Origin of the sequence: Kangiella aquimarina DSM 16071, from assembly GCF_000374105.1 — a bacterium.
In the GTDB taxonomy this organism is placed as follows: domain Bacteria; phylum Pseudomonadota; class Gammaproteobacteria; order Enterobacterales; family Kangiellaceae; genus Kangiella; species Kangiella aquimarina.
This window is the reverse complement of record NZ_KB893650.1, coordinates 371,181-384,936: the sequence shown is the minus strand read 5'-3', so window position 1 is coordinate 384,936 and position 13,756 is coordinate 371,181. Positions and strand designations below refer to the sequence as shown.

Here is a 13,756-nt window from a genome sequence, read left to right as displayed (position 1 = left end):
TCACCTCTTTATTCTATTTTTTGCAGCTTGCTGACTGCTTCTGTTTTAAATAGATAAACCAACGACTGGCATTAACACCGGGTAGTTTGACTTCCTGTGCACTGACCAGCTCAGTCGTTTCTGGCAATTCATCGAGCTCTTGCTGAGGATACTGACCTTTCATGGCTAACCAGTGGCCGTCCGCTGCCAGCAGATGTTCGGTCCATTGCACAATATCAACCAGGCTGGCAAAAGCCCGCGAAAGAATGCAAGCATACCCTGATTGATTCTTAAAGTCTTGTACTCGCTGATTAATAACCGTCACATTGGTTAAGCCCAGCTCGTAGACAACCTGTTTCAGAAAACGGGTTTTTTTACTGTTGGTATCCAGTAATGTGAACTGTTTTTCCGGGTTTATGATTGCCAACGGTATGCCTGGCAGGCCACCGCCTGTACCCACATCCAGCAAGGTTTCGTAGTCCGAAATCGCTGGTGAGACAGACACCGAGTCCAATAAATGAAGGTTGAGTGCTTCTTCTGGATTGGTAATAGCCGTCAGGTTAAAAGCCTTATTCCATTTGAGCAGCAGAGAAAGATAGTTTAGTAAGCGCTCACTTTTATCATTGGTTAATGTAATTCCAATGTCCTGACATTTCTTATTAAAATTTTCTTGTCGCTTGAATAATTCTGGATTCACAAGTTGATTCTTCTTTAAATGTCGTTTTAATTCATATTATGTATGTGAGGGCAGAAGCCCTCATTGATGTTCATGAAATCGTTAAGCCGATTTTAGTTGCTGTCGTTTCTTTAGATGAACCAGTAGTAATGAAATAGCCGCAGGAGTGACACCCGACACACGACTAGCCTGACCGATGGTTTCAGGCTTGATGTTCATCAGCTTCTGAACCACTTCGTTGGACAAACCTTTTACCTGGCTGTAATCGAGATCCTTCGGTAACGCCGTATTTTCATTACGCAGACTACGTTCAATTTCATCTTTCTGGCGATCAATGTAGCCCGAATATTTAATCTGGATCTCGACCTGTTCGGCAACCTTATCAGCGACTTTTTCTTCAAGCATTCCCGGAAGCGCCATCAAACCTGCATAGGTAATATCGGGTCGACGCAATAACTCCTCACCTTTGTAGGCGCGGCTTAAAGGTTTTTCCAGTTGTTGATTAAGTTGTTGTCCCGCGGCGCTATCCGGTTGTACCACCAGGTTCTGTATTCTGGTAGTTTCACGCTCGATGGCTTCTTTCTTTTCACTGAAAGCCTGCCAGCGTGAATCATCAATTAAGCCTATCTCATGACCTTTCTCTGTTAGTCGTAAGTCAGCATTATCCTCGCGTAGTATCAGACGATATTCTGCTCTCGAGGTAAACATTCTGTATGGCTCTTGTGTACCGCGCGTGATCAGGTCATCAATTAAGACACCAATATAAGCTTCATCACGACGTGGTGACCAGGCGTTTTTACCCTGAACCTGAAGTGCCGCATTCATACCGGCAATCAAACCTTGAGCACCGGCTTCTTCATATCCGGTGGTTCCATTGATCTGTCCGGCAAAGAAAAGCCCCTCAATAAACTTGGTTTCCAGTGAAGCCTTCAGATCACGCGGATCAAAATAGTCATACTCGATGGCGTAACCGGGACGAGTAATATGAGCATTTTCAAACCCTTTTATTGAACGTACCAGGTTCATCTGAACGTCAAACGGTAAGCTTGTCGAGATGCCATTTGGGTAGAGTTCATGACTATTTAAACCTTCCGGCTCAACAAAAATCTGGTGACTGTTTTTGTCACTGAAGCGCATGATCTTGTCTTCGATAGAAGGGCAGTAGCGTGGACCAACACCTTCAATCACACCAGAATACATCGGTGAGCGGTCAAGGCCGCCACGAATGATGTCATGGGTTGATTCATTGGTATGAGTTATCCAGCAGGATATCTGTCTAGGATGCTGGTCCGCTGTACCCATAAAGGAAAAAGTTGGTACTGGGTTATCGCCGGGTTGTTCTTCCATTACTGAAAAATCAACACTTTTAGCATCGATACGCGGCGGTGTACCCGTTTTAAGGCGATCAACCCGGAAAGGCAGTTCACGCAGGCGCTCAGCCAACGCGATAGACGGCGGATCACCGGCACGGCCGCCTGAGTGGTTTTGCATCCCTATGTGAATAAGACCACCGAGGAAAGTTCCAACCGTTAAAACAACCGCTGGCGCATAAAAATCCAGGCCCATCTGGGTCTTAACACCAATAACCTTATTCTGCTCAACAATCAGATCAACAACTGCATTCTGGAAAATCGTTAAATTAGGCTGGTTCTCAAGTATTTCTCGGATAGCACTTTTATAAAGCGCACGGTCTGCTTGGGCACGAGTGGCTCGTACCGCAGGCCCTTTGCTGGCATTTAAAGTTCGAAATTGAATACCTGCACGATCAATGGCTTGTGCCATAGCACCGCCCAGTGCATCTATTTCTTTAACCAGATGACCTTTACCAATGCCCCCGATTGCCGGGTTACATGACATCTGACCCAACGTCTCAATATTATGCGTCAATAATAAGGTTTTTACGCCCATGCGTGCAGAAGCTAATGCCGCCTCGGTACCTGCATGACCGCCACCAATAACAATGACTGAATAATTTTCTGGATAACGCATAATTCAATTTTCTCTGGTCTATACTTGATATTGCAAAATTAACACAACAACCCTACGCACTAACCCATGCAATAAGGGAGCGAGATCATACCGACATTTGTTTAACTTTTGAACAGTTTTAAGCTTCTTTTGACTTCTTTATTCGCCCTTTTTATTAAAAGAAGGTCGTCAGCTGCAATTTGAGATCCTCTGTCGATCCGTTGCAGTTTACACTATGATATAAGCATTTGATTATAAGAAACTTTGATAAAACAATAAGATGGAGTTTTGTTTTGGCCAATGGCAACGATAAATACCCTTTTGCGGAAAGTATTATATTAACCTGTTTGACTCTGGTGCTATTAGCTTTTACCACCAGCAGCATCCTGTTTCTGGCTTACTTCTTTTTAGACCTCCCATTAGGTTCTGATCCTCCGGCTATTATGTTAGCCACTTCTGTCTGTTTCGGCCTGCTGACCAGCTATGCATTGCTCATGCGTCTGAGTGCTCCATTTTTTAGTCAAACCTTCATACCGCAGCTTAAACTATCCCTGTTTTGGCTATTCACATCAGTTGCTTGCGGGGTAGTTTATGCTTTTCTTGCAATTTGGGTGGGTCACTATTTCACGCCTCCGTCAGGCATTGAGTCAACTCTGGAGCAGATCACTAATGGCGGTTTTTTATCGAATAGCTTATTGTTTTTTTCGGTTATTGTTCTAGCTCCACTCGGTGAAGAGTACCTGTTTCGTGGCGTCCTACTTTCCGGTTTATCCAGTAAATTTTCGACTTTCTCTGCAATTTCATTATCCTCAGTTGTCTTTATGTCCTTTCACCTACTAGAATACTACGGTTATTGGTTTGCACTGGTGGCCATCCTGATACTGGGGGTTTTGTTGGCTATTATCCGCTTGCGCAGCAGGTCAATGTTGGCGCCTATTGTTTGCCACGCCAGTTATAACTTAATTATGCTAACCCTTGCTTAGCGGTTTTTCCCGCTGATCAATATGTGAAGGAGAAAAGGGTGAAAATATTTATTCGTTTATTTATATTTCTTTTAATTGCTGCAGCTCTAGCTTACGGCTACATCTGGTATAAAAACAAACAAATTATTGATGAAGCATTTACCAGCCTGAGAACCTTTACTTCTGCTAGCTATGACAGCACTTTCGTTAGTGCCGACGGTAAGTCGGTTACCCGCGGCATAAAACTGACATTCCCAGGCACCAGCACAGATGCCACCATCGAAGAAATTCAGGTGGGTACCGGTAACCTGATTGATTCGTTTAAGTTTATTCGCAGCATCGAATCTGGCATGTGGGCCGAAGATCCCAACACCCTGGTCTTTAAAATTAAAAACTTTCAGTTTCCGCTAACTTCCGACCTGGATTCAACTTCTGCTTTTGCGTCTCCATCTGAATCAGACCTGTTAACAGAAATGCAATTAGCCGGCTGTAACAATAAAAGCTCTGTTTCAATCAGCGATTTAAATGAAATGGGTTACAGTCAAATCTCACTTGATCTGGATACCAGTATTAACATTGATCCAAATCTTAATCAGGCGAAGTTTACAATTTATGCCAGTGCCCGTGATTATGGCAGCTATCAGATCGAGTTTTTGCTGGATAACTTTACCCAAAACTCTTTTGCCTCGAAATTAAAGAATGTCACTATGGTGCTCAATAACGATGGTTATGTAAATCGATTGAATGAGTATTGCGCGGACTTAGTTGGTATTTCTAAAGAAGAGTACCAGCAGCGTCATATGGATTATTTACAACACGTATTATATAACCAGTCTATCTATCTAAGTCAGGAATTCTATACTCAGTACGCTGAATACGTAGAGAATCCTCGCAGCATCAAGATCTCAAGCTATCCTGATAATTCGATGGACCCATTTCAATTGATGTCAATGTCACCTCAGTTGATGTTGAGTAGCCTGAATATGAGTGTGACCATCAACGATCATGAAATACGTCAGCTGTTTGGAGCTCGACCAAATCCTGAGGACCTACCGGCCCTTGATGAGCCAGTTAAAGTGGTTGATGATAGTATTGAGACGGTACAGGGTTTGACCTTGCAAGATACCGATCCATCCCAACTTGGTGAATACATCAATTATCAGGCATATTTTGATTACCGCGGGAAATCTTATAAAGGCACCATAGAATCTGTTGAAGGATCCGTAGCACGAATCAATACTCAGGTTTCAGCAGGTAATTACCTCCAGATGCCGTTCAGGATTTCTGAAATAAGAAACCTACAGGTTCGCCGCGAATACCAGGCAGATTAACCTCCTAAAACCTATCAACAAATCCCGCTACGGCGGGATTTTCTTTAAAAGTTCCGCATTTTCTTCAATATCCTACTGATTTTAAGGCTTTTTTGCTGAGCGCTTCACACTGCCAACAGTGACCCACAGCTTATTGTGAACTGCTTCATACATATTGCTTTGTGCTCTTCAACTGTTGTGCAATAATCGCTCACAATTTTGAGTAAGCTAATTCATATTTCGGTAAATAATAGAACCTATATGATTCACTTTTTTAAGCAACAACCCATTACTTTAAGGCTGATATTAATCAGCCTTTACCTTCTATCGGCCACTGTTTTGGTGATGGCTTTCGTTTCTGATGGCCCTATATCTGAGACATTATTAGGCCTTAAGAGCTTTCTTTTTATTTTAGTCATACCTCTAATCACTAAATTATTGGTTCAGATTTATGCAGCCATTCGCTACTCCTTTCAGCCGGTAAATCAGGGATACACTACAATGACCCCATATAAGGTTAGTGTACTGTTGCCTGCGTGGAATGAAGAGGTTGGTATTATCAAAACCATCGAGTCAGTGCTTAACTCCGATTATCATGACTTTGAACTCATCGTAATCAACGATGGCTCTACCGATAATACTGATAAACTGGTTCAAAATTTTATAGCTGACTATGAGCAACACTCGAACCAGCTAGTGCCCATTAAGTATTTATCACTGACCAATGGTGGCAAGGCGCGAGCACTTAATAAAGGTCTGGAGGTTGCCCAAGGTAATATCATTATTACCATTGATGCAGACTGTATTGTGGATCAAAAAGCAATCTATAAGTTTGTTCAGCGTTTTGACGATCCTTCTGTTGGTGCTGTGGCCGGTAATATCATTGTTGGTAATAAAAGAAAACCGTTGGAGTGGTTACAGCAGTTGGAGTATGTTTGCGGCTTTTTCTATAAACGCGCCGACTCTTACTTCAATGCCGTGCACATTATTGGTGGCGCGGCCGCAGCCTATCGCAGGGATGTGTTGACCAATCTCAAAGGGTTTGATGAAGAGATTATTACCGAAGATATCGATCTCTCCATGAGCATTCTAAGTCATGGCTACAAAACTCGATACGCTCACGATGCGGTAGTTTATACCGAAGGCCCTACTGACTGGAAAGGCCTACGTAAACAACGCCTGCGTTGGAAATACGGTCGTATACTTTGTTATTTAAAACACAAAGAGTTATTTTTAAGTAATAACTCGCAGCATAGTCGCTATCTTTCCTGGTTTATTCTTCCGCTGGCAGTTTATGCTGAGATTATGCTGTTGAATGTTGGCCTGTTCTTATCCCTATTCTACTGCTACGTTATTGTCAGTCAGGACTTTGCGTTGCTGGCCTCGGTAATTCTGGTTTCTTCGATGTTGGTAACGATGCAGATAAAACTCGATTCCAAATCCAGTTTCCACAGAAATCTGATCCCGTTTATTCCTGTAGCATGGCTGCTACTTTATGTTATTGAGTTTATCGAACTGGTTGCCCTAACCATGAGTCTACAGAAACTCTATAACAGGGAAAGTGTTAAGTGGCAGAAATGGAACCGGATTGGTCTGCAGCAACAAGCCGCGGAACAGACCTCTTAGTTATTGTAAGTTAGATTACTTTCCAATACAGAAACTGCTAAAAATTCGTCCTAATAAATCATCGGCGGTAAATTCGCCGGTGATTTCTGATAGAGCATTTTGCGCCTGTCGAAGCTCATCCGCTAATAATTCTCCTGCATGATAAACTTCCAGCTGCTGCTTTCCATTTTCACAATATTCTAACGCACGCTCAATTGCATCGAGGTGACGACGACGTGCAATAAAGGATCCTTCCGATGTTTGTTTAAAACCCACTATATCCTTCAAGGTGTTTTTTAACTCTTTAATTCCATGACCCGTTTTCGCGCTGAGTGGTAGAACTTTATATTCACTTGATTGTGATAATTCTAGTTGCTCAGTCAAATCCACCTTATTAGCAACGAGCAACAACTTTTCTTTAAATTGTTCAAACTTGGTAAATGCCGGATCGATCTCATGGGGGATAAACTGTCGAGTTTCACTGGCATCAGCAACCAATATAATTTGATCGGCCTTTTCAATTTCCTGCCAGGCGCGCTCGATTCCAATTTTTTCAACCGTATCATCGCTTTCGCGCAAACCGGCAGTGTCAATAATATGAATGGGCAAGCCATCAATATGAATATGTTCGCGTAACACATCCCGAGTTGTTCCTGCAATTTCAGTTACAATTGCGGACTCTTTACCTGCCAGTGCATTAAGTAGGCTTGATTTACCTGCATTCGGTTTACCAGCGATAACCACTGTCATACCTTCTCGCAAAATCGACCCTTGCTGCGCTTCACTTCTGAGTTTTTTTATATCATCCAGAATCGAATAAAGATCTGCCTGAACCTTTCCATCAGATAAAAAGTCAATTTCCTCTTCTGGAAAATCGATAGCAGCTTCCACATAAATTCTTAAATGAATCAGCGACTCAACCAGTGCGTTTACTTTATTTGAAAACTCACCCTGCAACGAACGCATGGCAGAACGAGCGGCCTGTTCGGAAGTTGACTCAATCAGATCGGCTATTGCTTCAGCCTGTGCCAAATCCAGTTTGTCGTTTAAAAATGCACGCTCAGAAAACTCACCGGGCTTTGCTATCCTGGCACCTGCTTTTAAAACCTCTTTTAGTAGCATATCCAGAATGACAGGACCACCATGCCCCTGTAACTCCAGCACGTCTTCACCTGTAAATGAATTAGGCCCTTTAAACAGTATCGCTATGCCCTGGTCCAGAATGTTTCCGGCCAGATCATAAAAGGGTAGGTAGGTTGCCTCACGAATATTGAGCGGTTTACGAAGAATTGTTTTTGCTATTGTCTGACAGGCTTTTCCAGATACTCTAATAATGCCAACGCCACCGCGACCGGGTGGCGTTGCTACTGCTGCAATTGTATCTTGAGTACTCACTGTAAACCCACTGGTTATTTTGCTTTCGCATTACCTTGTTTTTCGATCTTCTTAGTGATGTACTGCTGTTGTGCAACTGATATCAAGTTGTTGCATAACCAGTAAAGCACCAGACCGGCAGGGAAGAACAGCATGAACACAGTAAAGACTACAGGTAGATAGCTCATGATCTTTTGCTGCATAGGATCCATGGTCGGTGATTGTGGTTGTAACTTCTGCATCAACCACATGCTGCCCCCCATCAATAACGGCAATACAAAATAGGGATCAGCTACCGACAAATCTTGAATCCAGCCGAAGAATGGTGCGTGGCGCAACTCAACAGCTTCGAATAATACGTAATACAATGCAATGAAGATTGGGAACTGAAGCAACATCGGAAGACAGCCACCAAATGGATTGGCACCTTCTTCTTTATACATCTTCATCATTTCCTGCTGCATACGCTGTTTGTCTTCACCATATCGCTCTTTTAACTGCTGCATTTTGGGCGCTAATTTTCTCATATTGGCCATCGAGCGATACTGTGCTGCTGACAATGGGTATAACAATGTTTTAACAACCAGAGTTACGAGAATAATGGCCACGCCCCAATTGGCAACGAATGAGTAGAAGAACTGCATCAATTTATACAGCGGTAAGCCGATCCACCATACCCAACTCAAGTCTAGCGATTTCTCAAGACCTGGCGCTGCAGCTTCCAGACGCTTGAGGATTTTCGGACCAACATACAGCGTTGCATTAATCACTTTTTCGCCTTGTGCTGGAACAGCAACTGTTGGCTGGATAAAGCGAATGATTGTATCCTGGTTTGATTTAACGGTTGAGGTTACCTTAATCTTTTCCTGCTGTTCAGGAATCCAGGCTGATATGAAGTAATGCTGTAAATAGCCAATCCAACCACCTTGACGGGTTACATTGATAGGCTCTTCTTCCAAATCTTCAAATGAAATCTTTTCGTATTTTCTTTCTTCAGGAGAGTATGCAACACCCAAAAATGGTGACATACCAAAAGATGACTTTTCTTCTAATCCAGTAGGCTTCTGATCACGAATTAATTCTGCAACGAAATTATAGGTCCGATCATTACTTGACTGGTTATTGACCTTATACTGAACACCAATTTCGTAATCGTTACGATTAAAGGTAAATGTTTTGGTGAATAGAACACCTTCATCGTTTGCCCAGGTCAATGGGATAATCAGCTCATCTTGGCCATCTTGAAGCGAGTAAGAGCTTTGCTTGGTTTGATAAGTTGCTCTTGGTAATTGATTATCTGGTGCGCCAGTACCTAATAAAGCACTTTTCGCCTGATAGACTCGATCTCGGTAATCGAATAAGACTGCTTTTTCCTGCTCATTGTTTAGCTCTTTGTTATAGTCATTCAACTCGGCATAAACAACATCGCCACCCACACGATCAATTTTAATCTTGAATACGTCAGTGACTACTTCAATCAGGTTATTAGTGTCGACTTTACTATTAGCAACCGTATTTGACTGACCAAATTGCTCATTTACTTCCTGTTCAGGCTGAGGACCATAATCTTTTTGCCAGGCCTGATAGAGCAAAAAACTACATATAGCAAAACCTAATATAAAAAATCCGCGCATCGATTCCATAGCAATCTCTTTAATTCTTTGCGTGTACTGTTATTTGTTTACTGGAGGGACTGGGTCATGCCCACCCTCACAACCGGGATGACAACGAGCAATTCGCTTAATGGTTAACCAACTACCTTTTATAGCCCCATGCTGCTCTAAAGCTTCAATCGAATAATTTGAACAGGTTGGATAAAAACGGCACTGATTACCCATGACAGGGCTCAATACCTTCTGGTATCCACGTACCATTCCAATCAAGACTCGATTTATCACTTGTTTACCCTTCTCTGTAAACGTATCCAGAGTTGTTCAAGGTGCTCGAATAATACCTTATTAGCCAACTGACTACTACCACGGCGCGCTAATAAAACGATGTCGTAAGAGGGTAGCTGAGACTGGTTATTTCGAAAGCTTTCGCGAGCTAATCGTTTTAATCGATTACGATCAACAGCCCGACGCACATTTTTTTTGGCCACAATTAGACCAAGTCTGCAACATTTGTATTGATTGGGTACAGCAAGGAGTGTGAAAGGAGGGCAAACTAACTTTACAGGGTTGTTAAAAACCCTTTTGTAGTCCTCTGCTGTGAGCAGACGCAGACTTGCAGGAAAGTCAGCTGAACGCTGTTTTTGACAAGTCTGCTTGTCGCTCACATCAAGGAATGCTTTTCTTATCAGGCGCTTAGACGCTTACGACCTTTTGCACGACGACGGTTGATAACCTGACGACCGTTTTTGGTGGCCATACGTGCACGGAAGCCGTGAGTACGCTTACGCTTGATAATGCTTGGTTGAAATGTTCTTTTCATCGGATTAACCCACTAGCCAATAAAATTTAAGCTGATTTTTCGTGTCACCCACATTGGTGACCGCAAAAAAATGACACAGCCTTACTACAAGGACGCGAGATTCTATAGGATTTATGGCCTTTGTGCAACGTTATTATAGGTTATTTAACAATCTTTTAGCAGTATTATTCTTGTTTCTGGTGTCGTTAGGTTAAGCCATACCTGTACCTTTTTCATACAGTTGTATCTATTTAGTGTTTATTAACCAGTAAAACCACAAGATAGGCTGACTTTGTGTTTTTCTGGAGGCTTCTGTGGATATTTTAATCAAACCATTCATTTTCTTTAAACTGCTTTACTTCATGTTTTTATGGTTTTTTATTAGTTTTTCTTTTTTTATGGTCTTTTAAGCAATTATCTGCCCGTATTTTGCTTTTACCAAGTTATTAAGCCTGTAATATTAATAAAGTTATTTAAAAAGATCTTATTATTATTATTAGTCTTACCTAAGGTTGTTGATAAGTCTCTTTTTTTATTGTTTTTCATCAGGTTATTGAAATGATAACTTACTGTATAAGTTGTCTTTAACTCGGTGATCAAAAACTGCATAAGTATCAAAAATGGCTTTATTCGACTTGTATTAACAGATTTAAAGGTTTTTTATACAAGATATACCCACATTTCATCCTTTTATTTATTAGTTAAGCTTTTTCTGTATAGTTTTAAGTCTATCTATATTTATTACCTTGTTTGTCTTTATAGTAAAAATATATAGGTAAAGTTGTGGATTATTTTTTTCTCTGGATCTACACTTACCGTTAATCTGTTTAGCGTATTTCTTTTCCCAGGAGATATGTTCTAACAGGTAAGAGAAGTGATTAAAAAGTCTCTCTTATTGTAGAGGCGATAACTAACAAGCAAACTTTCAGGATTCTAATAATAATGATGGGTAATGTGTGGCGGAGTTGTTTACAGAAATTGCAGTCAGAGTTATCTGCTACTGAATTCAACACTTGGATCAAGCCCCTTCAAGTCAAGGAAACAGATTCAGAGATGGCTTTGTATGCACCGAATCCTTTTTTCGTTGACTGGATTCGTCAGCAATACCTGGATCGTATCAATGAATACATTGAGCAAAAAGATTCTGCTTCGCAAAAGCAAATTTCTCTACATGTCGGTAATTTAAACCAGGCTGCTGAGCAAAGCAGTTCTGCTTCAACCGTATCCTCAACTTCTAATGGTTCTGCTGTTGAGAACGTTAATCAGGTTCGCTCAACATCATTTGCTAAGTCTGAACAAGCACCCTCTGGTTTTCAGCAAAACAACCTCAATCCTAATTTTATCTTTAGTAACTTTGTTGAAGGTAAGTCAAACCAGTTAGCTCGTGCAGCTGCGCAACAGGTTACTGAAAATCCAGGCGAAGCTTATAATCCCTTGTTTATCTATGGTGGTGTAGGTTTGGGTAAAACCCACCTGATGCATTCTGTTGGTAATGCTATTTTGGAGCAAAATCCTAATGCAAGGGTCGTTTATCTGCATTCTGAGCGGTTTATGGCCAATATGGTGAAAGCACTGCAGACCGGCACGATGGATAAATTTAAGAATTTTTATCGCTCCGTTGACGCCTTACTGATTGACGATATTCAGTTTTTTGCCAACAAAGGGCGAACACAGGAAGAGTTCTTTCACACCTTCAATAACCTGATCGAAAAGAATAAACAGGTTATTATCACCTGTGATAGATTTCCTAAAGAGGTAGAAGGCCTTGAAGAGCGCCTGAAGTCTCGATTTGGTTGGGGCCTGACAGTTGCTGTCGAGCCACCAGAGTTAGAAACTCGTGTGGCAATTTTAATGAGCAAGGCTCATTCATCTAAAATTGAGCTACCTAATGAAGTTGCTTTCTTCATAGCCAAACGGATACGTTCTAATGTTCGAGAGCTTGAAGGTGCACTAAAACGCGTTATTGCAAATGCTCAGTTTACTGGGCGGGCTATCACCCTGGATTTTGTTAAAGATGCTCTTAAAGATTTGATTGCTGCTCAGGACAAACTGATTTCTATTGAAAACATACAAAAAACTGTTGCCAGCTATTACAAGATCAAGGTTTCTGATCTATTATCTCAAAGACGCAGTCGGTCTATAGCCCGACCGCGACAAATGGCTATGGCCTTGGCGAAAAACCTCACCAATCATAGTCTGCCCGAAATCGGCGATGCTTTTGGGGGAAAGGACCATACAACGGTTTTACATGCCTGTCGTAAGATAGAGCAGCTTAAAGGCGAAAGCATCGATATTGAAGAAGACTTTTCCAATTTACTAAGGACTCTGTCCAGCTAATAACAAGGTGTCTCTATGCGTTTTACCATAAGCCGGGATCAATTGCTGGCGCCACTTCAATTAGTTAGTGGTGCTGTAGAAAAGCGACAAACTCTTCCTGTTTTATCCAATGTTCTAATGGTTGTTGATGATAGTAAGTTATCACTAACCGCGACAGATCTTGAAGTAGAGCTTAAAGCACAGGTTGAACTTGAAGGGGAATTTGAGCCTGGTGAAATAACGGTTCCGGCACGTAAACTGCTAGATATCGTACGCAGTCTGGGTGATGGTGAAAATGTTAAGGTTGAGCAATCAGAAACACGTCTTAAGTTAATTACACCAAGCAGTCGTTTTAGTCTTTCTACCATGTCTGCTAATGAGTTTCCTAACCTGGATGAAACCGCTAGTCTTGCCTCCCTGGAGCTGACTCAGGAAATTCTTAAAACCCTGATAGAAAAAACGCAGTTTGCTATGGCGCAGCAAGATGTCCGATATTATCTTAACGGCATGCTGTTTGAGTTCGATAATGACCGCTTAACCACTGTAGCTACCGATGGACACCGCCTTGCACTTTCTCGTGCTAAGGTTTCTATTGATACAGAAGATAAAATAAGCGCTATCATTCCTCGCAAGGGTGTTACTGAATTAGCCCGCTTGCTTGAGCATAGTGAAGAAAAAATCACCCTTAATCTTGGTTCTAATCATATTAAAGTTATTGGTGAAGATTACTCATTTACATCCAAGCTGGTTGATGGTCGTTTCCCAGAATACGACAAGGTTTTACCTCGTAATGGCGATAAAATCGTTATAGCTGATCGTGAGTTATTTAAAGAATCCCTATCTCGAGCCTCTATTCTTTGTAATGAAAAATTCCGCGGCGTTCGTTTTATGCTATCTAACGAGCAGGTTCGCTTGCATGCGAACAACCCAGAACAAGAAGAAGCAGAAGTAGAATTTGGCGTCGAATACCAGGGCACAGATCTCGAGATTGGCTTTAATGTCAGTTACATGATCGATGTAATGAATACGATAAAAACTCCGCAGGTCAAGCTAACCTTCATAGACGCTAATAGCAGTACATTAATAGAAGAAGTTGATGGCGGCGAGAGTCTATATGTTGTCATGCCGATGCGTCTTTAATAACTCTTTACCGC

Annotated in this window: 12 protein-coding genes; 5 read left to right on the top strand and 7 right to left on the bottom strand. The window is 41.7% G+C overall.

Annotation, left to right across the window (positions count from 1 at the left end; genetic code table 11):
* Nucleotides 1-13: 13 nt before the first annotated feature.
* Together rsmG and mnmG are read right to left on the bottom strand one after the other, a co-directional pair.
* Entirely contained in the window at nt 14-676 is a 663-nt protein-coding gene (gene rsmG / locus B158_RS0101895; protein WP_018623633.1) for a 16S rRNA (guanine(527)-N(7))-methyltransferase RsmG, read from the bottom strand.
* Between the two features lie 81 nt (nt 677-757).
* Entirely contained in the window at nt 758-2,644 is a 1,887-nt protein-coding gene (gene mnmG, locus B158_RS0101890) for a tRNA uridine-5-carboxymethylaminomethyl(34) synthesis enzyme MnmG (RefSeq protein WP_018623632.1), read from the bottom strand.
* A gap of 272 nt (nt 2,645-2,916) precedes the next feature.
* Here mnmG and B158_RS0101885 point away from each other — a divergent pair, with 272 nt between their 5' ends.
* From B158_RS0101885 to B158_RS0101875, 3 genes are all read left to right on the top strand, one after another.
* Nucleotides 2,917-3,606, top strand: a complete 690-nt coding sequence (locus B158_RS0101885; protein WP_018623631.1) for a CPBP family intramembrane glutamic endopeptidase — start codon at nt 2,917-2,919, stop codon at nt 3,604-3,606.
* Nucleotides 3,607-3,644: 38 nt separating this feature from the next.
* A complete protein-coding gene (locus tag B158_RS0101880; RefSeq protein WP_018623630.1) occupies nt 3,645-4,916 on the top strand; it encodes a hypothetical protein in 1,272 nt (423 codons plus the stop codon).
* Nucleotides 4,917-5,396: 480 nt separating this feature from the next.
* Nucleotides 5,397-6,521: a glycosyltransferase gene (locus B158_RS0101875; protein ID WP_228127051.1), complete on the top strand. Its 1,125-nt coding sequence runs from the start codon at nt 5,397-5,399 to the stop codon at nt 6,519-6,521.
* A gap of 15 nt (nt 6,522-6,536) precedes the next feature.
* Here the strand turns inward: B158_RS0101875 and mnmE are convergent, their stop codons facing one another.
* The 5 genes from mnmE to rpmH are packed head-to-tail and all read right to left on the bottom strand — an operon-like array spanning nt 6,537 to nt 10,307.
* On the bottom strand, nt 6,537-7,895 hold the full coding sequence (gene mnmE, locus B158_RS0101870; protein WP_018623628.1) for a tRNA uridine-5-carboxymethylaminomethyl(34) synthesis GTPase MnmE: 1,359 nt from the start codon (nt 7,893-7,895) through the stop codon (nt 6,537-6,539).
* Nucleotides 7,896-7,909: 14 nt separating this feature from the next.
* On the bottom strand, nt 7,910-9,517 hold the full coding sequence (gene yidC / locus B158_RS0101865) for a membrane protein insertase YidC (protein ID WP_018623627.1): 1,608 nt from the start codon (nt 9,515-9,517) through the stop codon (nt 7,910-7,912).
* A 30-nt stretch (nt 9,518-9,547) separates the two neighbouring features.
* Nucleotides 9,548-9,772, bottom strand: a complete 225-nt coding sequence (gene yidD / locus B158_RS0101860) for a membrane protein insertion efficiency factor YidD (RefSeq protein WP_071989647.1) — start codon at nt 9,770-9,772, stop codon at nt 9,548-9,550.
* Entirely contained in the window at nt 9,769-10,152 is a 384-nt protein-coding gene (gene rnpA / locus B158_RS13280) for a ribonuclease P protein component (RefSeq protein ID WP_026309188.1), read from the bottom strand. The genes yidD and rnpA overlap by 4 nt, the downstream gene beginning before the upstream one ends.
* A 20-nt stretch (nt 10,153-10,172) precedes the next feature.
* Entirely contained in the window at nt 10,173-10,307 is a 135-nt protein-coding gene (gene rpmH, locus B158_RS0101850) for a 50S ribosomal protein L34 (protein ID WP_018623625.1), read from the bottom strand.
* Nucleotides 10,308-11,228: 921 nt separating this feature from the next.
* Between rpmH and dnaA the strand changes: the two genes are divergently transcribed.
* Nucleotides 11,229-12,623, top strand: coding sequence for a chromosomal replication initiator protein DnaA (gene dnaA, locus B158_RS0101840; RefSeq protein ID WP_018623623.1), 1,395 nt, complete (start codon nt 11,229-11,231; stop codon nt 12,621-12,623).
* 15 nt (nt 12,624-12,638) lie between these two features.
* Nucleotides 12,639-13,742 carry a DNA polymerase III subunit beta gene (dnaN, locus tag B158_RS0101835; protein ID WP_018623622.1) on the top strand — a complete coding sequence of 368 codons (1,104 nt, stop codon included), beginning with the start codon at nt 12,639-12,641 and terminating at the stop codon, nt 13,740-13,742.
* Nucleotides 13,743-13,756: the final 14 nt, after the last annotated feature.